Origin of the sequence: Streptomyces camponoticapitis, from assembly GCF_014646115.1 — a bacterium.
GTDB classification, from domain to species: domain Bacteria; phylum Actinomycetota; class Actinomycetes; order Streptomycetales; family Streptomycetaceae; genus Streptomyces; species Streptomyces camponoticapitis.
On sequence record NZ_BMMV01000004.1, the window covers coordinates 306,863 to 328,401 of the forward strand.

21 protein-coding genes are annotated in these 21,539 nt (G+C 71.7%); 11 read left to right on the top strand and 10 right to left on the bottom strand.

The window, feature by feature from the left end:
- Positions 1-163 precede the first annotated feature (163 nt).
- Positions 164-1,612, top strand: a complete 1,449-nt coding sequence (locus IEY79_RS08435) for a nucleobase:cation symporter-2 family protein (protein WP_373292495.1) — start codon at positions 164-166, stop codon at positions 1,610-1,612.
- A gap of 66 nt (positions 1,613-1,678) precedes the next feature.
- Here the strand turns inward: IEY79_RS08435 and IEY79_RS08440 are convergent, their stop codons facing one another.
- Complete coding sequence (locus IEY79_RS08440) at positions 1,679-2,542, bottom strand: chitosanase (RefSeq protein ID WP_229700748.1); 864 nt, start codon at positions 2,540-2,542, stop codon at positions 1,679-1,681.
- A gap of 175 nt (positions 2,543-2,717) precedes the next feature.
- Between IEY79_RS08440 and IEY79_RS08445 the strand changes: the two genes are divergently transcribed.
- Entirely contained in the window at positions 2,718-3,827 is a 1,110-nt protein-coding gene (locus IEY79_RS08445; protein ID WP_189106707.1) for an ABC transporter substrate-binding protein, read from the top strand.
- 19 nt (positions 3,828-3,846) lie between these two features.
- Here IEY79_RS08445 and IEY79_RS08450 read toward each other — a convergent pair whose 3' ends face one another.
- Both IEY79_RS08450 and IEY79_RS08455 read right to left on the bottom strand, forming a co-directional pair.
- Entirely contained in the window at positions 3,847-4,203 is a 357-nt protein-coding gene (locus tag IEY79_RS08450; RefSeq protein ID WP_189106708.1) for a VOC family protein, read from the bottom strand.
- Positions 4,204-4,286: 83 nt separating this feature from the next.
- Positions 4,287-5,105: a chitosanase gene (locus tag IEY79_RS08455; RefSeq protein WP_189106709.1), complete on the bottom strand. Its 819-nt coding sequence runs from the start codon at positions 5,103-5,105 to the stop codon at positions 4,287-4,289.
- 143 nt (positions 5,106-5,248) lie between these two features.
- Between IEY79_RS08455 and IEY79_RS08460 the strand changes: the two genes are divergently transcribed.
- On the top strand, positions 5,249-7,486 hold the full coding sequence (locus IEY79_RS08460) for a HEAT repeat domain-containing protein (RefSeq protein WP_189106710.1): 2,238 nt from the start codon (positions 5,249-5,251) through the stop codon (positions 7,484-7,486).
- 86 nt (positions 7,487-7,572) lie between these two features.
- Here IEY79_RS08460 and IEY79_RS08465 read toward each other — a convergent pair whose 3' ends face one another.
- The 4 genes from IEY79_RS08465 to IEY79_RS08480 all read right to left on the bottom strand — a co-directional run bounded on the left by IEY79_RS08465 (position 7,573) and on the right by IEY79_RS08480 (position 11,116).
- Positions 7,573-8,187 (bottom strand): TIGR03086 family metal-binding protein, encoded by a 615-nt coding sequence (locus tag IEY79_RS08465; protein ID WP_189106711.1) that lies wholly within the window; start codon positions 8,185-8,187, stop codon positions 7,573-7,575.
- Between the two features lie 84 nt (positions 8,188-8,271).
- Positions 8,272-8,556 (bottom strand): hypothetical protein, encoded by a 285-nt coding sequence (locus IEY79_RS08470; RefSeq protein WP_229700749.1) that lies wholly within the window; start codon positions 8,554-8,556, stop codon positions 8,272-8,274.
- Positions 8,557-8,664: 108 nt separating this feature from the next.
- Entirely contained in the window at positions 8,665-10,287 is a 1,623-nt protein-coding gene (gene aceB, locus IEY79_RS08475) for a malate synthase A (RefSeq protein WP_189106713.1), read from the bottom strand.
- A gap of 202 nt (positions 10,288-10,489) precedes the next feature.
- A complete protein-coding gene (locus IEY79_RS08480; RefSeq protein WP_189106714.1) occupies positions 10,490-11,116 on the bottom strand; it encodes a nucleotidyltransferase family protein in 627 nt (208 codons plus the stop codon).
- Positions 11,117-11,384: 268 nt separating this feature from the next.
- Between IEY79_RS08480 and IEY79_RS08485 the strand changes: the two genes are divergently transcribed.
- Both IEY79_RS08485 and IEY79_RS08490 read left to right on the top strand, forming a co-directional pair.
- A complete protein-coding gene (locus IEY79_RS08485) occupies positions 11,385-11,696 on the top strand; it encodes a DUF5955 family protein (protein ID WP_189106715.1) in 312 nt (103 codons plus the stop codon).
- Between the two features lie 29 nt (positions 11,697-11,725).
- A complete protein-coding gene (locus tag IEY79_RS08490; protein ID WP_189106716.1) occupies positions 11,726-11,905 on the top strand; it encodes a hypothetical protein in 180 nt (59 codons plus the stop codon).
- A 62-nt stretch (positions 11,906-11,967) separates the two neighbouring features.
- Here the strand turns inward: IEY79_RS08490 and IEY79_RS08495 are convergent, their stop codons facing one another.
- Positions 11,968-12,780 carry an IclR family transcriptional regulator gene (locus IEY79_RS08495; protein WP_189106717.1) on the bottom strand — a complete coding sequence of 271 codons (813 nt, stop codon included), beginning with the start codon at positions 12,778-12,780 and terminating at the stop codon, positions 11,968-11,970.
- 392 nt (positions 12,781-13,172) lie between these two features.
- Between IEY79_RS08495 and allB the strand changes: the two genes are divergently transcribed.
- Positions 13,173-14,537, top strand: a complete 1,365-nt coding sequence (gene allB / locus IEY79_RS08500; RefSeq protein ID WP_373292497.1) for an allantoinase AllB — start codon at positions 13,173-13,175, stop codon at positions 14,535-14,537.
- Between the two features lie 3 nt (positions 14,538-14,540).
- The gene (gene alc / locus IEY79_RS08505; protein WP_189106719.1) at positions 14,541-15,707 is read left to right on the top strand and encodes an allantoicase; all 1,167 of its coding nucleotides are present in this window, start codon (positions 14,541-14,543) and stop codon (positions 15,705-15,707) included.
- Between the two features lie 11 nt (positions 15,708-15,718).
- Here alc and IEY79_RS08510 read toward each other — a convergent pair whose 3' ends face one another.
- Positions 15,719-16,474, bottom strand: coding sequence for an SDR family NAD(P)-dependent oxidoreductase (locus tag IEY79_RS08510; RefSeq protein ID WP_189106720.1), 756 nt, complete (start codon positions 16,472-16,474; stop codon positions 15,719-15,721).
- A 257-nt stretch (positions 16,475-16,731) separates the two neighbouring features.
- On the opposite strand from IEY79_RS08510, the gene IEY79_RS08515 reads away from it, so the two are divergent.
- From IEY79_RS08515 to IEY79_RS08530, 4 genes are all read left to right on the top strand, one after another.
- Positions 16,732-17,955 (top strand): sensor histidine kinase, encoded by a 1,224-nt coding sequence (locus tag IEY79_RS08515; RefSeq protein ID WP_189106721.1) that lies wholly within the window; start codon positions 16,732-16,734, stop codon positions 17,953-17,955.
- Positions 17,952-18,635 carry a response regulator gene (locus tag IEY79_RS08520; RefSeq protein WP_189106722.1) on the top strand — a complete coding sequence of 228 codons (684 nt, stop codon included), beginning with the start codon at positions 17,952-17,954 and terminating at the stop codon, positions 18,633-18,635. The genes IEY79_RS08515 and IEY79_RS08520 overlap by 4 nt, the downstream gene beginning before the upstream one ends.
- Positions 18,636-18,730: 95 nt before the next feature.
- Positions 18,731-19,942 carry a cytochrome P450 family protein gene (locus IEY79_RS08525; protein WP_189106723.1) on the top strand — a complete coding sequence of 404 codons (1,212 nt, stop codon included), beginning with the start codon at positions 18,731-18,733 and terminating at the stop codon, positions 19,940-19,942.
- A 45-nt stretch (positions 19,943-19,987) separates the two neighbouring features.
- Positions 19,988-20,410 carry a PaaI family thioesterase gene (locus tag IEY79_RS08530; RefSeq protein WP_189106724.1) on the top strand — a complete coding sequence of 141 codons (423 nt, stop codon included), beginning with the start codon at positions 19,988-19,990 and terminating at the stop codon, positions 20,408-20,410.
- Positions 20,411-20,455: 45 nt separating this feature from the next.
- Here IEY79_RS08530 and IEY79_RS08535 read toward each other — a convergent pair whose 3' ends face one another.
- Positions 20,456-21,463, bottom strand: coding sequence for a Gfo/Idh/MocA family protein (locus tag IEY79_RS08535; RefSeq protein ID WP_189106725.1), 1,008 nt, complete (start codon positions 21,461-21,463; stop codon positions 20,456-20,458).
- Positions 21,464-21,539 lie beyond the last annotated feature (76 nt).

The following is a 21,539-nucleotide window of genomic DNA, read 5'->3' on the forward strand; positions in this document are numbered from 1 at the left end:
TGTACATGAACGGGGACCCGTCCGCGCGACGAAGAGCAACCAGCGACTCGTGCACGCCACACGGGCTCGTTACGTCGCATGTCACCCGCATGATCGCCCCCGCACCCCGCACCTCCCTGACACCCGTGTCACCGCCGACGCGTAACCGACCGGAGGAACATCCGTGGCAGCCAGGCCCAGGCTTCGCAAAGACGTAACCACCCCCGACGAGACACCCGGCCGGGATCGCAGGCACCCGGTCGACGAGACCCTCCCGCCCGTGAAGATGTTCACCAGCGGCCTTCAGCACGTCGCCGCGATGTACGCGGGCGTGGTGGCACCGCCGATGATCGTCGGGCCGGCCGTGGGTCTGAACGCCAGGGACACCGCGTTCCTCATGGGCGCCAGCCTCTTCACCGCGGGCATAGCCACGCTGCTCCAGACCCTCGGCTTCTGGAAGGTCGGGGCACGCCTGCCGTTCGTCAACGGTGTGTCGTTCGCCGGTGTCACGCCGATGATCGCCATCGGGCGCGAGCGCGGCGCCGAGGGCATCACTGTCATCTTCGGTGCGATCATCGTCGCCAGCGTGCTCGGGTTCGTCCTCACGCCGTACTTCTCGAAGTTGGTGCGGTTCTTCCCGCCGGTCGTCACCGGCACCGTCATCACCCTGATAGGCGTCTCACTGCTCCCGGTGGCCTTCAACTGGTCGCAGGGCGGCGATGCCACGGCCGACGGCTACGGCTCCATGAAGAACATAGGAATGGCCGGTCTCACCCTGCTGATCGTGCTGGTCCTGCGGAAGCTGCTGCGCGGCTTCCTCCAGCAGATCGCCATCCTGCTCGGCCTGGTCGTCGGCACCGTCGTGGCCGTCCCGATGAACATGACCGACTTCGACGCGATCAAGGACGCGGGCCTGGTCGGCTTCCCGACGCCGTTCTACTTCGGCGCACCGCAGTTCGAGATCGCGGCGATCATCTCCATGTGCATCGTGATGCTCGTCTGTATGACGGAGTCCACCGCCGACATGCTGGCGCTCGGCAAGATCGTGGACCGGCCGGCGGACGAGCGGGTCATCAAGGGCGGGCTGCGGGCCGACACGCTGGGCAGCGCCATCAGCCCGGTCTTCAACGGCTTCATGTGCAGCGCCTTCGCGCAGAACATCGGACTGGTCGCCATGACCAAGGTCCGCAGCCGCTTCGTCGTCGCGGCCGGCGGCGGCATCCTCGTACTGCTGGGCCTGTGCCCCGTGCTGGCCTCGGTGATCGCGCTCGTCCCGCTGCCGGTCCTCGGCGGCGCGGGCATCGTGCTCTTCGGCTCGGTGGCGGCGAGCGGCATCCAGACGCTGGCGGGCGCCGCGCTGGAGAAGGGCGAGAACGCGCTGATAGTGGCCGCCGCCGTGGGGATCGGGCTGATACCGATAGCGGCGCCGGGCTTCTACCACGCCTTTCCGAAGGACCTGCTGGTGGTGCTGGACTCCGGGATCAGCACCGGGTGTGTGGTGGCGATCGCGCTGAACCTGGCGTTCAACCACTGGGGTGGGAAGGGGAGTTCGGACCCGGCGGACCGGGAGGGCACGGCGGACACTTCAAAGGGCGGGGCCGGACGCGTACCGGCTCCCGCGACACCGCACTGACCACGAGACGGCGCCGGCGGCGGCGTTCTTCTGCCACCGGCGCCGTCGTCGCGGCACGGCGCGGGATCAGCCGATGTGGAAGTCGTCCCCGTACACCTTCCAGTCGAGCGGCGGGTCCAGGCTGAGATTGCCCGCGTCCAGGAACACCCGCTGAGCGGTGTCCACCCGGCTGGTGTCCTCGTGCGCCTCCTCCTGTTTCATCGCCCAGACCCGGGCGTCGAGGAAGGCGTTCAGATACGCGGTCTCGTCGCCGCCCTCCGACGGCGGCCGGGCCTCGTTCAGCGCCCGTTGCCGGATGCCGCTGAAGCTGACGTCGGAGTTCCCGTCGCCGTGCATGACGATCGCGTCGTAGTAGATGAACTGCCCGAGCGTGCCGACGCCGTCCTCCTTGCCGCGGTTCACCGCCGGATCGAAGTAGACCCGGTCGCGCTCGTCGTTCTGCGCGGCCTGGAACGCGGGGTCCCTCGCCGCCTCCTTGAAGGCGTCGGTGTAGCCGGGGTCGAGCCCTTCGTGGGAGTCCGTCCCGTCGACGGCCCGCAGGGCGGGCAGGTAGGAGGCGAGCGGGTTGTCCGGCTCGCGCTCGGTGTAGAGCTCGACCAGGTCCAGCATGTCGCTGGTGCCGGAGCAGAAGCCGATGATGCCGGCGGTGTAGCCGCGGCCGTCGCCGATGTCCTCTATGTAGCCGTACTGGCCTTTCCAGTCGAGCGAGGAGTTCTCGGCGCTGGAGACCAGCCGCATGGCGATTTCCTTCTTCGCCGGGTCGTCCAGGCCGGGAGCGGCCACGGCCACGGCCGCCGCCGTGACGTCGGCGCTGTCGGCACCGGGTACGGCGTGCGCGACGGCCGTCACCGGCCCGGCGGCCAGGACGAGTCCGAGCAGGACGCGGGGGACCACTCCGAACGTGCGGGTACGAGTGTGGGGGGTTGGCACCGGACCTCCATGGGGGGAGTCGATCGTTTCGGTGTTCTGTTAGGAAGCTTTCCTACCGAAGGTTGACGGTGAGGTACACCCATGGCCTGTCAAAGAAATCACCGATGCGCGGGGAGCGTGGCCCGGGGCATACTGCCGCGATGCCCGTGAACCGTCGGTCGGGAGACGCCCACGCATGAGTACGCCACCATCGCCACCTGGGACGGAGCGCGACGGGACGGCCGTCCGGCTCGGCGCCCTCGTCCCGCTGACCCGGCCCGGGTGGGTCGAGGCGGGCCAACACCTGCTGGCCGGGCTTGAGTTGGCCGTGTCCGACGTCAATGAGGCGGGCGGGATCGCCGGACGACCACTTGAACTGGTGGTCCGTGACACCGCGGCCGATCCGGAGAGGGCCGCGGCGGCCGTGGACGAACTCGCCGGCCTGGGCGTGGCCGCCGTGGTGGGGGAGTACCACAGCGTCGTCGCCCGCGCCGCCGCCGCCAGGGCCGACGCCCTCGGCGTGCCGTTCCTCTGCTCGTCGGCGGTTCTCGACGCGCTCACCGAACAGCCGACGGAATGGGTCGCGCGCCTCGCCCCCGCGCAGTCCCACGGCTGGCGGATCTACGCGGACTTCCTCCTCGGCGCGGGCCACAGCCACATCGCCGTAGCGGTGGCACCTAGCGTCTACTGGGCGTCCGGGACCCGCGTTCTCCGGGAACACCTCGCTCGGCGCGGTGGCACCGTCATCGAACTCGACATGAGCGCGCTCACCCCCGCGGCACTGTGCGACGAACTCGTCGGCAGCCGCGCGACGGCTCTCCTTCTTCTCGTCGGCCACCCGGACCCGGCGGTGCCGGTCGTCAAGTCCGTCCGCCACGATCCGCGCCTCGCGGAGATCATGATCGGAGCCCCCGCCGGGCAGCCGGAGTTCGCCGAGTGGGCGGCGTCGCTGGGCGACGACGGCGCCGCGATCCCGTTCCTGCGCTACCTGCCCGCAAGCCTCGGCCCACTCGGTGTACGGGTCGAGAGGGCGCTCCGCGAGCGGCTCGCCCAAGCGCCCTCGTTCGTCGCGTTCGAGGGGTACGACGCGGTCGTCGTCCTCGCCGATGTGCTGCGTTCGCACGGCACGGACCGGGCGCTCATCGCCGAGGCCTGGCCGGGCGCCACGGTCGAAGGAACCCGCGGGCGGATCCACTTCTCCCGCACGCCCGGCATCAGCGTCCGGCAATGGGCCTGGGCGCCGGTCCAGGTCGTCGACCGGGATCCGGCGGAACCAGGCCGTTACCGGATCCTCCACACCGGCTGATCACCGGTAAGGACGGCGCCTAGGACGCACGCGACCGGAGAACGCAGAACTCGTTCCCCTCGGGGTCGGCGAGGGTGACCCAAGTGGCGTCGCCCTGGCCCACGTCGGCGTGGACCGCGCCGGCGGACAGGAACTTCTGGACCTCGGCCTCCTGGTCCGTGGGCCGGAAATCGAGATGGAGCCGGTTCTTCAGGGTCTTCTTCTCCGGGACGGCCACGAACAGCAGCCCCGGCATGCGATCCGGCGCGGGGCGGATCTCGTACTCGTCGTCGTCACCGTCACTGACGACGACCCACCCGAGGACATCGGCCCACCATCGAGACAGCGCCGCCGGGTCGGCCGCGTCCACCACTACCTGTTCCCATTCAAGTGCCATACGGGCAGGGTAGTGCCGCTCCCGCGCTCCGTTCGCGCCCGGTGCGCGGACGGACCGGCCGGTCCGCCTGCCGCCCCCGCCCCTCAGCCCCCGTCGACGCGGTAACTCTCCCCGTACACCTTCCACTTGAGGGGTGGCTGGAGGTCCAGATTGCCCGCGTCGAGGAAGACGCGCTGCGCCGTGTCGACACGGCTGGTGTCCGAGTGCGCCGGTTCGCGCCGCATCGCGGCGACGCGGGCGTCCAGGAACGCGTTCAGATACGCGGTCTCGTCCCCGCCCTTCGCCGGTGACTCGGCCTTCTGCAGGGCCTGTTCACGCATCGTGCGGAAGCCGATCAGGCCGCGCGTGTCGCCGGACCCGTGCATCACGTACGCGTCGTAGTAGACGAACTGCCCCAGCGCGCCGAGACCGTCGGCCTTCGCCGCCCTGACGGCGGGGTCGAAGTAGCCCCGGTCGCGCTCGTCGTCCTGTGCCTTCCTGAACGCCGGATCCTCGTCGGCGGCCCGCTGCCAGGCCCTGGTGAACGCGGTGCCGAGGCCCTTGTGCGAGTCGCCGCGGACCGCGCGGAGCGCCGGGAGGAACGGCCCCAGTACGTTGCCGTCCGGCCGGGCCGCCACGTAGCGCTCGACCACCTTCAGCAGATCGCCGCAGCCGGTGCAGAAGCCGATGATGCCGGCGGTGTAGCCGCGGCCGTCGCCGATGTCCTCGATGTAGCGGTACTGGGCCTTCCAGTCGAGCGAGGAGTTCTCGGCGCTGGAGACCAGCCGCATCGCGATCTCCTTCTTCGCCGGGTCGTCCAGCGCCGTCGGTGTGTCCTCCCGCGCGGCGGCCGTGCACGCCGTGCACAGGAGAACGAGCGCCACCAGAGTTGCGAGCAGCGGTCGGCGGAGCGCGTACGGCATGGAGCGGCCTTTCCTCACGGCCCGGGATCCGGCCCGGCCCAGGTCACGACCTCAGTCAACAGCCCCGCACGGCCCACGCGTCGGCGGTCCGCCCATGACGGCCGGCGGGACGCGTTGTCAGAGGCTCGTGCCAGGATTCCTCCATGGATCTCGTACAGATTTTCGCCGATCTCGACGCGCAGCCCTGGGCGGAGCGGGAGCATGCCTACGGAGGCGCCGAGGATGTCCCCGACCAGCTCCGGGCGTTGGCGAGCGACGACGCCGAGCAGGCGGAGGAGGCGCTGTACGAGCTCTACGGAAACATCGTCCACCAGGGGTCGGTGTACGAGGCCACGGCCTACGCCGTGCCGTATCTCGCCCGGCTCGCCGCCGCCGGCATCAGACCGGGCGAGCTCCTTCCGCTGCTCGGCTGCATCGCCGAGAGCGAGGACGAGCGGAGTAACACGCCAGGCGCGTGCCGGGCGGCCGTGACCGCCCAACTGCCCCTGATACTCCCGCTGATCGAGTCGCCCGACAGCTCCGTACGGCGGGCGGCGGTCTGGGCGGCGGCCAGGACGGGCGCGGCGGAGCAGGTGCTTCCGGCACTGCGGCGGTGCTGGGAGGAGGAGCTGGATCCGCTGGTGCGCGCGGAGGCGCTGGCCGGGGCGGTATGGCTCGATCCGGCGGGCGCGGGGGAGTTCGAGCGGTCCGTGCTCGGTGCCGGCACGCGGGACGGCGCGGCGGCGGCTGAAGCCGCGGACGAGCCCGCGGCGGCGCCGGTGCGGCTGGCCGCGCTGCTGGCGTGCGTGGACGCGGACCTGCCGTGGACCGGGGTCCATCACGAGGCGTGCATCGCTCTGCTGCCCGCCGCGCCGCTGGTCGCGGAGAGGTTCGACCAGGAGCAGGCCGAGCCGCTGCGGTATGTGGTCGAAGGGCTGCTGGACCGGGACACGGACGAGGCGCGGGAGGCGGCGTTCACGCTGGTCGACGCCGGACTGGGGCATCCGGACGCCGACGCGCGCGACGAGGCGGTGGCGGCGGCCGAGCACGCCTGCCAGGTCTCCCGCGCCGCGGCCGCCCGTCTCGCCCGGCCGCTGACCGTGCTGCTCGGCGATCCGGCGACGGCGGGCGGCGTACTCCCACTGGTCAAGCAGCTCGGCGAGCACGCGGCGCCGGCCGCCCCCGCGCTTAGGGCCATCGCCGCCTCCGGCGGAGAGCTGGCCGACCGCGCCTTGGCGGCACTGGTCGCGGTGGCCCCCGAGCAGGCGGCGCCACTGCTGGCCGCGGACCTGGCGATCCGGCCGAGGGCGCTGGACGAGGCGGCGAAGACGAACGCGGGGGGATGGGAGGCGGCCGCCGGTGAGGAGGACCCGGGCGCCTTCCCTTACGTACCGGAGTTGTTGGACGCGATCCGGGCCCGGCTGGCGGACGGCGACATCCCGTGGAACGAGTCGATCCACCTCGGCCTGATCCTGGCGCGGTGGGGGCGACGGGCGGCACCGGCCGTGCCGGACCTGCTCGCCGCCCTGGACCGGTATCCCTTCGTCGCCCTGCGCGCCCTGCCCGCCATCTGCCCACCGGAGGAACGGGAGCGCGTCGCCGTGGCCGTGCGCGCGGCGGACCTCGCCGACCAGAGCCCGCTCGAAGTGGGCTCGGCGCTGCGTCGTCTCACCGGGGAGACGGAGACACTGGTACGGGCCGTCACCGACGCCCTGGTCTCCGGCGGGCGTGATCTGGCCGAGGCGGCGAAACTCGCGGCGGAGCTGGACAGTTCGCGGGCGCCGGAACTGCTGCCGTATCTGCGGGCCGCACTGAGCGACGCCGCCCGCAAGCCGTCAGGATCCGAGTCCGGCTCCGCGGAGCGGAAGCGCGACACGCCCCGCCTCGACGCGGACACGGAGATCGCCCGCGCGCTGTGGCGGCTCACGGGCAGCGCGGACGAGGCCCTGCCGATCATCGCCGGAGTGCTGGAGTCGGCCGACGGCGACTGGATGCGCTGGCAGAACGTCCGCGCGGCGCGAGCCGCGGGCGCGCTCGGCGAGCAGGGCCGCCCGCTCGCCCCGATCCTGGAACGCAAACTCGACCACGGCGACTACGCGGCGGCAGCGGCACTCGCCCTCCTCGCCGTCGACCCGGCGAACCAGGACCTCACCCGGCTCGCGGACGCGGCACTGGCATCGGCCGAGACCGACTCCGAGCCCTGCACGGCTCTGGAGGTCCTACGGGCCGTCGGCGCGGAGAACTTGACGCCGGATCAGCTCCGCCGACTGACCAGCCTCGCGGAACGGGACACCCACGTCTTCATACCCGGTCTCTCCCAGGACCCGGTCCGCGCGGACGCCCGCTTCCGGGAGGAGGCAAGGGCGCTGCTGCGTACGGCCCAGGTTGTGTCTTCGACGTAGCGCCGTCCGCCCGCGGGCCGGGCGGGACTCTGAAGTCACGACCTGGGGCGGCGCGTCCCCCGGGCCGCGCCGCTCCGATCGGTGGGCTACTCCCCGGGCCGCCAGTCCGGGCGGCGTCCGCTCAGCCCGATGACCCGGTCGAGCAGCGGCGCGTCGTCCGGCAGGCGGACCGGCGGGCCGAACAGCCCCTCGGGCCCGTCACCCGTCTCGGCGCTCGCCGCCGCCGGTTCGAGGAAGGAGAGCGTCGCCTCCAGGCTCGCCCGGTCGATCTCGTACGCCTGACCGGTGCTGCGCGCCAGGTCCCAGCCGTGCACCACCAGCTCGTTCAGCGCGACGATCCCCGCCACCTGGCCCGGCAGATCCACCCCGCCGGCCCGGGTGAAGCCCTGCCAGGCATCGGGCGACCGCCAGACCTCGACGAGCCCGTCCATCTGTGTCAGCAGCGCACCGCGCCAGCCGTCCTCCAGCTGGGGCAGCGCCTCGCCGGGGGACGAGTCGGTCGTCGCCCCCAGCTCCTTCTTCCCGGCGTCCCGGAAGGCGAGGGTCAGCCCGACCAGATGCGCGAGCAGCTCCCGCACGGTGTACTCCGGGCAGGGTGTGGGCGACGCGAGGTGCTTCTCGTCAATGCCGTCGAGCAGCCCGGCGATGCTGCGGCAGACGGGGCCGTGGTCAGGAAACCGTGTATCGGTATCGGTGTTCATGCGGGGTAGACCCCACCACCGTCCAGAACTCATCGCCAGCCGGGGGCCGGATCCGGGCTCGCGCTGCCCCGAGTCCCCGACGGCTCAGACCGAGACGTCGTGCCTGCGCAGATAGCGGCGTATGCGCAGGTCGGAGAGGTAGCCGCCGAGGAACACCAAGGGGCCCAGGGCGAGGCCGCCGCCGAGGACGGCTGCGTGGCCGATGCCGTTGACGTACATCCAGATGTTCATCCCGACACCCAGGGCGGTCAGGACGACCCCGTGGACCATCCGTCCCCGTGCGTGGTTGAGGTCGGATCTGATCTCCACCCGCAGGGCCGGTGTCATCGGGCGCGGACCGTCCGGGCCTTCGTTCGACCACCGTTTCATCTGTCCCCCCGCGAGTGATGGCGGGGGGACAATACCCCGTGCGGGCCCGGTCTCACCCGGCGCCGGGTGAACATCGGGAGCGCCGGCGGTGGACGGCGCGGCGGCGGCTCAGCCCCGCAGTTGTTCGTACGCGGGCAGGGTCAGGAAGTCCTCGTACGTCTCGTCCAGGGCCACGGTCAGCAGCAGGTCGTGCGCCTGCTGCCACTTCCCCGTGGTGAACGCGGTCTCGCCGATCTCCGTGCGGATCGCCGCCAGTTCCTCCGAGGCGATCTTGCGGGCCAGATCTGCGGTGGCCGTCTCGCCGTTCTCGAAGACCACCCCCGCGTTGATCCACTGCCAGATCTGGGAGCGGGAGATCTCCGCCGTCGCCGCGTCCTCCATCAGATTGAAGATGGCGACGGCGCCGAGGCCGCGGAGCCAGGCCTCGATGTAGCGGATGCCGACCTGGACCGCACCGACCAGGCCCTGGTAGGTGGGCCGGGCGTCGAGGGAGTCGATCGCGATCAGCTCGGCCGCCGTCACCGAGACGTCCTCGCGCAGCCGGTCCTTCTGGTTCGGGCGCTCACCCAGGACCGCGTCGAAGGAGGCCAGCGCGATCGGGACCAGGTCCGGGTGGGCGACCCAGGAGCCGTCGAAGCCGTCCGCCGCCTCGCGGTCCTTGTCGTCCTTGACCTTGGCGAAGGCGACCTCGTTGACCTCGGGGTCGCGCCGGGAGGGGATGAACGCCGCCATGCCGCCGATGGCGTGGGCGCCGCGCTTGTGGCAGGTACGGACGAGGAGTTCGGTGTACGCGCGCATGAACGGGGCCGTCATCGTGACAGCGTTGCGGTCCGGCAGGACGAACTTGGCCCCGCCGTCACGGAAGTTCTTGACGATCGAGAAGAGGTAGTCCCAGCGGCCGGCGTTCAACCCGGAGGCGTGGTCGCGGAGTTCGTACAGGATCTCGTCCATCTCGTAGGCCGCGGTGATGGTCTCGATCAGTACGGTCGCGCGGACGGTGCCCTGCGGGATCCCCAGGTACTGCTGGGCGTAGACGAACACGTCGTTCCACAGCCGCGCCTCGAGGTACGACTCGGTCTTCGGGAGGTAGAAGTACGGGCCCTTGCCCAGCTCGATGAGGCGCTTGGCGTTGTGGAAGAAGTAGAGCCCGAAGTCGACCAGCGCGCCGGGGACCGCGCGGTCGCCGAAGCGGAGGTGGCGCTCGTCCAGGTGCCAGCCGCGCGGGCGGGTGACGACCGTCGCGAGCTCGTCGGCGGCCTTCAGCGCGTACGACTTGCCGGACGCCGGGTCGGTGAAGTCGACCTTGCGCGCGTAGGCGTCCATCAGATTGAGCTGGCCGGTGATGACGTTCTCCCAGGTGGGAGCCGAGGCGTCCTCGAAGTCCGCGAGCCAGATCCTCGCGCCGGAGTTGAGCGCGTTGATCGTCATCTTGCGGTCGGTCGGCCCGGTGATCTCCACCCGGCGGTCGTCCAGCGCGGCCGGGGCCGGCGCGACCCGCCAGGAGTCGTCCTCGCGTACGGCCGCGGTCTCCGGCAGGAAGTCCAGCGTCGACGTGCGGGCGATCTCCGCACGCCGCTCGGTCCTGCGGACCAGGAGCTCGTCACGCCGGGGGGTGAACCGCCGGTGCAGCTCGGCCACGAAGGCGAGGGCCGCGTCGGTGAGGACCTCGTCCTGCCGGGGCAGGGTGTCGGCGTCGACGACGGCCAGCGGGGACGGCGCTGGTGCGGACATGAGCTGTCACTCCTTCGACGGGCGGCCTCCGGCAGAGACCGCCGGGTCACCGTGGGGGCACTGGGTGCCGGGGCTCCGGCCTGCGGTCACGGGCGCCTTCCGGGGGGTCGGGCGCTTCTGACCTGTGGATAGTAGTTTCCTCATGGTGGAAGTTCAATGGTTTGTTGATGTCGAGATTCTCCGGGGCGAGAGACCGCGGCGCTCAGTGCCACCGTCCTTGCTCAAGGTGCGACAGATCCTCCTCCGTGTCGATGTCGTACGCGTCCGCGACATCCCCGCACTCGACGGGAACGATGTCCCGCGCACGGGATCTCAGATATCCGCGTGCCCCCTGATCGCCCGTCGCATCCGTGGCGATCCCGGCCCAGTGGTCCGCGCCGAGCAGTACCGGGTGGCCGCGCTCGCCTCCGTAGGAGGCGGACGCGAGCGTGCCGGGGGAGCGGTAGGCGGCCCGGACCCGTGACACGGCGGCCGGGCCGATGCCCGGCTGGTCGACCAGCATCAGCAGCGCGGCGCGGTACGTGCCGGCCGCCGTCAGCGAGGCCAGCCCGGCCCGGAGCGAGGAACCCATGCCGCCGGCCCACTCGGGGTTGTCGACCAGGACGCAGCCCGGCAGTCGGGCGCGGGCCCGTACCTCGTCGGCGGCGGCGCCGAGCACCACGTACACCTGTTCACAGCCGCCCTCCCGCAGCGAGCGCACGGCGTGCTCCACCAGCGGACGCTCCCGGTACGGCAGCAGTGCCTTCGGCCGGCCGCCCAGCCGCCGCCCTCCGCCAGCCGCGAGCAGCAGCCCCGCGACCGGCGACTCTCCGTGATTGTTCTTTTCCATAGGTTCTCCTTACCTCACCAGCGCGTTTGCGCGCCGCCGCGCGCCGTCCGCGGGCCCCTTCCGGACGGTGTGTCAGATCGTTGTCAACCGCTCACCTGGCGATACGTCAGCTGAACAAGTTGAATAATGTCCATTCGGTGGCGCAGGGCCTCTGGTGTGGCGTTTACTGTGCGGCGTCTCACGGCGCCAGGCGTGTCAACAGGGAGGCGCCGGAGAGGCGATCACCATGCCGAAGGCACAAGCACGATGGCGTGCGAGGGGGAGAACTTTGTTGCGGAGCGTGGGGCATACGCGAGTGACAGAGCAGGGCGAGGATCCCAGGCTGACCGGGCTGCGGTTCGCCGTGGCGCGTCTCAGACGGGAACTCGCCTCGTATCAGAGCGAGTTCAGAGACAGGGGAATCGCGGAAGAGGAACTCGCCGCGATGGCCGCGATGGTGGCGGGGGGCGATCCGGAGATTCGCCGGATGCGTCGCTCGTTGCTGCTGATCGTCGGCTCGATCGGCTCGGTGAGCGCTTTGGCGCCCACCCTGATGGATGTCAGGAAGGCGGTAGACCTCTTCGGAGAGTTAGGGCACTGAGAAGGACCGGTGCCATCAGCACGATCCGCATGACCAGCACGATCCGCATGACCAGCGCGACCCGCATGACCAGCGCGACCCGCACCACCGGGCAGGACCCGTGGTGCGACCCGTACGACCGCAGGGGAACCGCCGGGAGACAGTTGCCCGGCGAGCGCCGCCGCCAACCCGGTCTTTCAGGTATCGGGTACCGGATCCGAGGCGCCTGAGCGCCGTACGTCCCAGGGGATTGGGGCGTACGGCAGCTCGGGCCTCGGACCGGCGGCCGGGCTCAGGGCTGCGCGTGGGCCGCCGTGCTCGCCAGGACCTCGGACAGGTCCCGCGCCACTTCCTGCAGTATCGGCACGATCCTCTCGGTGGCCGTCTCCGTGACGCGACCGGCCGGACCGGAGATCGAGATCGCCGCCGGGGTGGGGGAGTTGGGCACCGGGACCGCCAGGCAGCGGACCCCCATCTCCTGCTCGTTGTCGTCCACCGCGTAACCGGCCGCGCGTACCAGTTCGAGCGCGTCGAGGAAGCCGTCGGGCGTCGTGATCGTCTTCTCGGTGGCCGCGGGCATGCCGGTACGCGCGAGCAGAGCCCGTACCTCCTCGGCCGACGTGTGCGCGAGCAGCGCCTTGCCCACACCCGTGGAGTGCGGGAGGACCCGTCGGCCGACCTCCGTGAACATCCGCATCGAGTGCTTGGACGGCACCTGGGCGACATACACGATCTCGTCGCCGTCGAGCAGCGCCATGTTCGCCGTCTCGCCGGTCTCCTCGACCAGCCGCGCCAGATATGGCCGCGCCCAGGTGCCGAGCAGCCGCGACGCCGACTCGCCCAGCCGGATGAGGCGCGGGCCGAGCGCGTATCGGCGGTTCGTCTGCTGGCGTACGTAACCGCAGGCCACGAGCGTACGCATCAGCCGGTGGATGGTCGGCAGGGGCAGACCACTGCTGGCCGACAGCTCGCTCAGGCCGACCTCGCCCCCCGCGTCCGCCATCCGCTCCAGCAGATCGAAGGCGCGCTCCAGGGACTGGACGCCGCCGCTCGCGGAGGCGGGCTTGGCAGCGTCGGTGGCGCTGGCGGCGCTGGACGTCGGCACAACAACGGTCCTCTCGGGGCGTCGGGACGGGTGGGGCGAGTCAGCAGTTTACCGGGCGCTCCGGCGGGCCACGGGTGTCCTGATCAGCGGGCCGGCCGGTGGCCGGGCCCATCGGCCGATCCGCGTTTCCGCCGGTCAGAGGGTGTCTGTCCGGGTGCCGCCGGTCACCCGGTGTGATCGGTCCGTACGGTAGAGGGTGGAGCGGTCTTCTGTCTGGCGAAAGTCGATTTTCGCTCTGTGGAATCAGTCAAGTGTAGTCCAGCGGGTCCGGTCGCGGGCGGAGCGGCCTTGACGGACCCTGGTCCGGCATGAAGACTCCTTCAACAGTTCGTTGAATTTTATGGATCTCCCGCTCGGGCATGACGGAGAAGTGAGGGTGGCCGGTGACCGACCTGGACCGGAACGTGGACCTGGTGCTGCGCTCGACGCGTGTCGTCACCCCTGAGGGCACGCGCCCCGCGACGGTCGCCGTCGCCGCCGGCACGATCGCCGCCGTGCTTCCCTACGAGCGGCCCTATGAGCGGGAGTACGTCTCCGGGCTGCCGCCGGGCGCCCGGCTGGAGGATGTCGGCGACGACGTCGTACTCCCCGGCCTCGTCGACACCCATGTGCATGTGAACGACCCCGGCCGCGCCGAGTGGGAGGGCTTCTGGACCGCCACCCGCGCGGCGGCGTCCGGCGGCATCACCACCCTGATCGACATGCCGCTCAACTCCCTGCCGCCGACCACCACGACCGCCCACCTCCGGACAAAGCGTGAGGTCGCCGCCCGCAAGGCGCACATCGACGTCGGCTTCTGGGGCGGCGCGCTCCCCGGCAATGTCAGGGACCTCAAGTCCCTGCACGACGCCGGGGTGTTCGGCTTCAAGGCATTCCTGTCGCCTTCCGGCGTCGAGGAGTTCCCCGAGCTGGACGCCGCGCAGCTCGACCGGTCGCTCGCCGAGATCGCCGGCTTCGGCGGGCTGCTCATCGTGCACGCCGAGGACCCGCACGAACTGGCCGCCGCCCCGCACCGCACCGGCGCCAAGTACGCCGACTTCCTCGCCTCGCGCCCCCGCGACGCCGAGAACGCGGCGATAGAAGGCCTCATCACGGCCGCGCGCAGACACCACGCGCGCGTGCACGTCCTGCACCTGTCGTCCGCCGACGCGCTGCCGCTGATCGCGGCGGCCAGGCGGGACGGCGTACGGCTGACCGTCGAGACGTGCCCGCACTTCCTCACCCTCACCGCCGAGGAAGTCCCGGACGGCGCGACCGAGTTCAAGTGCTGTCCGCCCATCCGCGAGGCCGCGAACAAGGACGCCCTCTGGCGCGGCCTGGCCGACGGGACGATCGACTGTGTCGTCTCCGACCACTCACCGTCCACCACCGACCTCAAGACCTCCGACTTCGCGACCGCGTGGGGCGGCATCTCCTCCCTCCAACTCGGCCTGCCCGCCATCTGGACCGAGGCCCGCCGACGCGGTCACTCGCTCGACGACGTGGCCCGCTGGATGTCGACGGCCCCCGCCGCGCTGGCCGGGCTGCACAGCAAGGGCGCCATCGAGGCGGGGCGTGACGCCGACTTCGCGGTTCTCGCGCCCGACGACTCGTTCACCGTGGACCCCGCCGCGCTCCAGCACCGCAACCGCGTCACCGCGTACGCGGGCAGGACGCTGTACGGCGTCGTCAGGTCGACCTGGCTGCGCGGCCGGCGGATCGTCGCAGACGGAGCCATCGCCGAGCCCTCCGGCCGACTGCTCGAAAGGACCAACTGAACCGTGCCCACAAGCCCGTCGCCCACCTCCTCCGCCCAGACGTCGCCCGAGGCCGCCTTCACCGGTGACGCCGCCCCCTACGGCGGGGGCGACCCGTACGCCGACCACCGCTCAGCCGACCACCCCTTCACCCGCCTCGTCGACCTGGCCGACCGCAGGCTCGGCGCCGGTGTCGTCGCCGCCAACGACGAGTTCTTCGCCGAGCGCGAGAATCTGCTGAAGCCCGGCCCCGCCGAATTCGACCCGGAGCGCTTCGGGCACAAGGGCAAGATCATGGACGGCTGGGAGACCCGCCGCAGGCGCGGCGCGTCCGCCGGGCGGCCGCACCCCACCGACGAGGACCACGACTGGGCTCTCGTACGGCTCGGCGCCCCCGGCGTCGTGCGCGGCATCGTGGTCGACACCGCGCACTTCCGCGGCAACTACCCGCAGGCCGTGTCCGTCGAGGCGACGTCGCTGCCCGGCTCGCCGTCCCCGGAGGACCTGCTCGCCGACGGCGTGACCTGGACAACCCTCGTACCCCGTACGGCCGTTGGCGGACACGCGGCGAACGGCTTCACCGTCGGTGCCGAGCGGCGCTTCACCCATCTGCGGGTCAACCAGCATCCCGACGGCGGCATCGCGCGACTGCGGGTGTACGGCGATGTCGCGCCCGACCCGGTGTGGCTGGCCGCCCTCGGTACGTTCGACCTTCTCGCCCTGGAGAACGGCGGCCGGGTCGAGGATGCCTCCGACCGCTTCTACTCACCCGCCACCAACACCATCCAGCCGGGCCGCTCACGCCAGATGGACGACGGCTGGGAGACGCGCCGGCGCCGCGACAAAGGCAACGACTGGATCCGCTACGGGTTGGCCGAGCGGTCCGAGATCCGCGCCGTCGAGATCGACACGGCCTACCTGAAGGGCAACTCGGCGGGCTGGGCGGCGCTTTCCGTACGCGACGGTGAGCCGGGAGCCGGGACGGACGGGGAGTGGACCGAGGTCCTGCCCCGCACCCGCCTCCAGCCCGACACCAACCACCGCTTCGTCCTCGACCGCCCCGTGACGGCCCGTCAGGTCCGGATCGACATCTTCCCGGACGGCGGCATCTCCCGGCTGCGCCTCTTCGGCTCGCTCACCGAGGAGGGAGCCGCCCGACTGGCCGCCCGGCACCGGGAGTTGGGCGGCTGACCACGGGCGGCTCAGGCCGCGTGCCCGCCGTCCACAGCGAACTCCGCGCCTGTGACGTAGGCCGCCTCGTCACTCGCCAGGAACGCCACCATCGACGCCACCTCGTCGGCGGACCCGTACCGGCCGAGCGCCGTCATCGCGCTCTGACCGGCCGCGTACGGGCCGTCGGCCGGATTCATGTCCGTGTCCGTCGGGCCCGGGTGGACGATGTTCGCGGTGATGCCCCGCTCGCCCAACTCCCGTGCCACCGCCTTGGTCAGGCCGATCAGCGCGGACTTGCTCGTCGTGTAGAGCGTGCCGCCGGGACCGGGCACCCGCTGGGTCATACAGCTGCCTACGGTGACGATCCGGCCGCCGCGTACGAGCTTCGTGGCGGCGGCCTGCGTGGTGAGGAAGACGCCCTGCACGTTCACCGCCAGCAGGCGGCCGACTTCGGAAGCCGGGAAGCTGTCCAGGGGGCCGAGCAGTCCGATCCCGACGTTGTTGACGAGGATGTCGAGCCGGCCGCCGAGACCGTCGACGGCCCGCTCCACCACGCTCACGGCCTGCCCGGGGTCGGCCGAGTCGGCGCGCAGCGCGAGGCCGCGCCGCCCCGTCGCCTCGATCTTCGCCACGACCGCCCGCGCGGCGCTCTCGTCGGCGACGTAGCTGATCGCGACGTCCACGCCCTCCTGGGCGAGCCGCAGGGCGATCGCCGCCCCGATGCCCCGGCTGCCGCCGGTGACCAGCGCGGTCCTGCCGGCCGGCGCGGAACTCGTTACAGACATGGGTACGTCCTTCGGTCGGCCGCCCGCGGGGGCGGGCGGCGAGCGGGTGCTGCGGATGACCTCGATCAAACCGGCCCGGCGCCCGCGGCACCGGCGGGAATCGGACGGTGACAACGGCCCGGGACGCACCCGCGCGGACGTTTATCGGGGACCTCGGGACCGGACGCCCCCAGGCCTTAGGTCGATGAGTCCGCGACTTTGGTAGCTGACCTGGAGCACCAGCGGCGCGCCACACCCCACCTGCATAGATTGGTCGTATGACGCGGACGGAATACCCCTGGCTGCTGCCCTCGGCCATGGCGGGACCCCTCGACCCCGAGCGCGCCGGGACACGGGGCGGGCGCCGGCCCCGGCGTACCGTGCGCGACTGGGTCGTGGACCTGATCGTCTTCCTCTTCGCCGTCTTCATCGGCATGCTCGCGCTGGACGCGTCCGAGCGGGTCGGCAACGGCGAACTGGTCGTCATGGCCGACCTGCTGGTCGGCATCGCGTCTTGCTGCACACTCTGGCTGCGGCGGCGCCGGCCGCCCGCCCTGGCCATCGGCCTCTCGCTGGTGCAGATCGTGTCACCGGCGGCGAGCGGCGCGGCTCTGGTGGCGCTCTTCAGCCTGGCCATCCACCGGCCGTTCAAGCCCGTGGTCTACGTCGGGGCTCTCGCCCTCGCGGCCGCGACGGCTCAGGCGTATCTGCGACCCGACCCGACGACCCCCCGTGTCGTCTCGATCGTTCTCGGAGCGCTCCTCACTCTTCTCGTGATCGCCTGGGGCATGTTGGTGCGGTCGCGCCGGCAGCTCGTGCTGGCGCTGCGCGAGCGCGCCGTACGAGCCGAGACCGAGGCGGCGCTCAGGGCCGAGCAGGCGCAGCGCCTGGCCCGCGAGGCCATCGCCCGCGAGATGCACGACGTGCTGGCGCACCGGCTGACACTGCTCAGCGTCCACGCGGGCGCGCTGGAGTTCCGGCCCGACGCACCGCCTCCCGAAGTGGCCAGAGCCGCGGGCGTGATCCGCGACAGCGCGCACGAGGCGCTCCAGGACCTGCGCATGATCATCGGTGTGCTGCGCGCGCCCGGCGACGACGGCGAGCGTCCGCAGCCCACCCTCGTCACCCTGGACGCCCTGGTCGCCGAGTCCCGCGAGGCCGGGATGGAGGTCACCCTCGACAGCGGCGTCGACGACCCGGCGGCCGTACCCGCCACCACCGGCCGCACCGCCTACCGCATCGCCCAGGAGGGCCTGACCAATGCGCGCAAGCACGCCCCCGGTACCGGCACGACCGTCCTGGTGAGCGGCGGTCCGGGAGACGGAATCACCGTGGAGGTACGGAACGAGGCGCCGCGGGGCCCGGTCCCGAAGGTGCCGGGATCCGGCCAGGGGCTGATCGGGCTGACCGAACGCGCCACGCTGGCCGGCGGACGGTTCGAGCACGGTCCGACGGATGACGGCGGCTTCACCGTCCGGGCCTGGCTACCGTGGTCCGCATGACCACCACGACCATCCGGTTGCTCATCGTCGACGACGATCCACTCGTACGCGCGGGGCTGACGTTCATGCTCGGGGGTGCGGACGGCATCGAGATCGTGGGAGAGGCGTCCGACGGCGCCGAGGTCGGGGCTCTCGTCCGCGAACTCACCCCCGACGTCGTGCTCATGGACATCCGGATGCCCGCCATGGACGGGATCACCGCCACCGAACTCCTGCGGGCGCGCGCCGGTGCGCCCGAAGTCCTCGTCCTGACCACGTTCCACGCCGACGAGCAGGTGCTTCGGGCACTGCGCGCGGGCGCCGCCGGGTTCGTCCTGAAGGACACCCCGCCGGCCGAGATCGTCGCGGCGGTACGGCAGGTGGCGGCGGGCGAGCCGGTGCTCTCCCCGGCCGTCACCCGCCAGTTGATGGCCCATGTCGCGGGCGCGCCGACCGCCGTACGCAAGGACACGGCGACCGGCCGGCTCACCCGGCTCGGGGCACGGGAGCGGGAGGTGGCGCTGGCCGTGGGGCGCGGCAGCTCGAACGCGGAGATCGCGGCGGAGCTGTTCATGAGCCTTCCGACGGTCAAGGCGCATGTCTCCCGCATCCTGGCCAAGCTGGACCTCAACAACCGTGTCCAGATCGCCCTGTTGGTGCACGACGCGGATCTCGTGACGGACGGCGGGGAGAAGGCGTAGGCGCCCTCGGGCGGCCGAGGGAGCGCGCGGGCGGGCGCGTGGGCGGCGACGGTGCCAGGTCGGCGGCGCACGCCGGAGCGACGTAATCTGACGTGATGAGTGTCGTCGACCTGGGCGCTTACGGCCCCGATTTCACCGCCGATCCGTACCCGTACTACGCGAAACTGCGCGAGTCGGGACCGGTCCACCAGATCCGTACGCCCTACGGCGACCGTCTCTGGCTGATCGTCGGGCACCGGGAGGCGCGCGCCGCGCTCGCCGACCCCCGGCTCTCCAAGTCCCCGGCCACGGTGGGCGGCAGCATGCTCGACGAGCGCGTCATCGGCCCGACCCTGCTGGTCGTCGACCCGCCCGACCACACCCGTCTCCGCAAGCTCGTCGCCCGTGAGTTCACCGCCCGCAGAGTGGCAGGTCTACGGGAGCGGATCCAGCGGCTCACCGACGAGCTGATCGACGCCATGCTCCCGGCGGGCCACGGCGACCTGGTCGAGTCACTGTCGTACCCCCTGCCCATCACCGTCATCTGCGAACTGCTCGGTGTGCCGACGGAGGACCGTGATGTCTTCCGGGCCTGGTCCACGGAGGTCGTGGCGCCCGGCGGCGCCGCCAGTGAGTACACGGCCGTGCACGAACTGGGCGCCTACTTCGACGAGTTGATCGAGGACAAGCGCTGCGCCGGCCCCTCCGACGATCTGCTCTCCGCCCTGCTGCGGACCCGTGCCGAGGACGGCGACCGACTCTCCGCCGCCGAACTGCGCGCGATGGCCTTCCTGTTGCTGATCGCCGGTCACGAGACGACGGTCAACCTCATCACCAACGGCATGCGCGCCCTGCTCAGCCACCCCGATCAACTGGCCGCCCTGCGCGAGGACTTCGGGCTGCTCGACGGCGCGATCGAGGAGATGCTGCGCTACGACGGGCCGGTCCTCAACGCCACCGCGCGCTTCACCAGCGAGCCCGTGACCGTCGGCGACACGGTCATCCCCGCGTACCAGGCGGTGCTCGTCGGCCTCGGCGCCGCGGGCCGCGACCCCGCCCGCTACCCGGAACCGGACCGCTTCGACATCCGGCGTACGGCGACGGCAACGGCGACCGGCGCCAAGGGCCAGAACCACGGACATCTCGCCTTCGGGCACGGCATCCACCACTGCCTCGGCGCGCCGCTCGCGCGCCTGGAGGCCAGGATCGCGGTCCGTACCCTCCTCGAACGCTGCCCCGACCTGACCCTCGACCCGGACGCGGGGCCGCTGGACTGGCTGCCCGGAATGCTGATCCGTGGTGTGCGGGGTCTGCCGGTGCGGTGGTAGGCATGAAGGCGCGGAGTGCCGCGCGTACGTCCCGGAGGAGTGACCATGCAGGAGTTCGACATCGTCCTGGCGCGGAAGGTGCTGGAAGGCCAGCCGTTCAGCGGCCTGCTCGGTACCAGGATCATGGTCTTCGGGGACGGCGAGGCCGAGTTGGAGCTGGACATCCGTGAGGACCTGCAGCAGCAGAACGGCTATCTGCACGGCGGAGTCCTGGCGTACGCCGCCGACAACGGCATCACGTTCGCGGCGGGCTCGGTGCTCGGCCCCGCCGTGCTGACGGCGGGCTTCTCCATCCAGTACATGCGACCCGGCACCGGCTCCAAGCTGGTCGCCCGCGCCTCGGTCGTGCACGCGGGGCGCAGGCAGGCCACGGTGCGCTGCGACCTGGTCACGGTGGCCGAGGACGGCACGGAGACGCTGTGCGCGGTGGCGCAGGGCACGGTGCTGCCGGTACAGAGACCCGCCTGAGGCGGAAGGGCCCCCGCGGGCTCTCCCGGAGGACGACGGGCCGGGCTACAACCCGCCCGGGATCTCCTCCAGCCGCACCGGCCGGTGTTCGAGCCGTGACAGCTCGCACGCCTCGGCGATCCGCAGCGCGTGCAGCGCCTCGTGTCCGTCGCACGGGTTCTCCAGCTCGCCGGCCACGACCCGGACGAAGGCGTCCAGCTCCGCCTCGTACGCCGGCGCGAACCGCTCCAGGAAGCCCGGCCACGGGTTGTCGCAGCGCGGCGGACCCTTCGGCTCGGTCGAGGTGATCGGCGTACGGTCGTCGAGACCGACCGCGAACTGGTCCTTCTCGCCCGCCAGTTCCATCCGTACGTCGTATCCCGCGCCGTTGCAGCGGGTGGCCGTCGCGGTGGCGAGCGTCCCGTCGTCCAGGGTGAGCACGGCCGCGGCCGTGTCGATGTCCCCGGCCTCGCGGAACATCGGGGGACCGGCGTCCGAACCGGTCGCGTACACCTCCACCACCTCGCGCCCGGTGACCCAGCGCATGATGTCGAAGTCGTGGACCAGACAGTCCCGGTAGAGACCGCCGGACAGCGGCAGATACTCAGGGGCCGGCGGCGCGGGGTCGGAGGTGATGGCCCGTACGGTGTGCAGCCGGCCCAGCGCGCCGGACCGTACGAGATCGCGGGCCGCGCCGTAACCGGCGTCGAAGCGGCGCATGAAGCCCAGTTGCAGGACCGTGCCCGCCGCCTCCACATCCGTCAGTGCGCTCAGCGTGCCCTTGAGGTCCAGTGCGATCGGCTTCTCGCAGAAGGCGGGCAGCCCGGCCCGCGCCGCGCGGCTGATCAGGTCCGCGTGGGCGGAGGTGGCGGAGGCGATGACGACGGCGTCCACGCCCCACGAGAAGACCTCGTCCACCGAGGGGGCGGCCGTGGAGCCCGTACGGTCGGCGACCTGTGCGGCGCGGGCCGCGTTCGTGTCGGCGACGACCAGGGAGCCGACCTCGCGATGGCGGCTCAGCACCTCCGCGTGGAAGGTGCCGATACGGCCGGTGCCGATGAGTCCGATGCGCATGGCCCCCAAGGTGGCCTTCGGGCTGTCGTCATGTCAAGCGTTTGTCCTGACATTTAGACCTGCTGATGATCTCTGT